Genomic DNA, 622 nt, shown 5'->3' on the forward strand with positions numbered 1-622 from the left:
AAAAAAAGAAGCCCGCTTTCGCGAACTTCTTTTTCAACCAAAACGGCAACGTCCTACTTTCCCAGGCAGTCTCCCACCAAGTATCATCAGCGCTAAGGAGCTTAACTTCTGTGTTCGGTATGGGAACAGGTGTGACCTCCTCGCTATTGTCACCGCATATCTTTTGAGTTTGCTCTATTGCACCCTCAAAACTGAATAATATCTGTCTAAAGCTTCCATCTTCCTTCGCTTTGCCTTGAAACCTTTGGTCAAGTTTTCGACCTATTAGTATCGGTCAGCTCCATGCATTACTGCACTTCCACCTCCGACCTATCAACGTGATAGTCTCTCACGGGTCTTACCTTTAAGGAGGAGATCTTGTCTTGTGGGGGGCTTCGTACTTAGATGCTTTCAGCACTTATCCCTTCCATACGTGGCTACCCAGCTATGCCCTTGGCAGAACAACTGGTGCACCAGAGGTATGTCCATCCCGGTCCTCTCGTACTAAGAACAGCTCCACTCAAATCTCCAACGCCCACAGCGGATAGGGACCGAACTGTCTCACGACGTTCTGAACCCAGCTCGCGTACCGCTTTAATGGGCGAACAGCCCAACCCTTGGGACCTACTTCAGCCCCAGGATG

Annotated in this window: 2 rRNA genes; both read right to left on the reverse strand. The window is 49.7% G+C overall.

Annotation, left to right across the window (positions count from 1 at the left end):
* Positions 1-40 precede the first annotated feature (40 nt).
* Positions 41-157, reverse strand: a 5S ribosomal RNA gene (gene rrf, locus WS42_RS14935).
* A gap of 87 nt (positions 158-244) precedes the next feature.
* Positions 245-622 (reverse strand): 23S ribosomal RNA (locus WS42_RS14940); the annotation flags it as partial.

Source organism: Odoribacter sp. N54.MGS-14 (assembly GCF_000980295.1).
Lineage (GTDB): Bacteria > Bacteroidota > Bacteroidia > Bacteroidales > Marinifilaceae > Odoribacter > Odoribacter splanchnicus.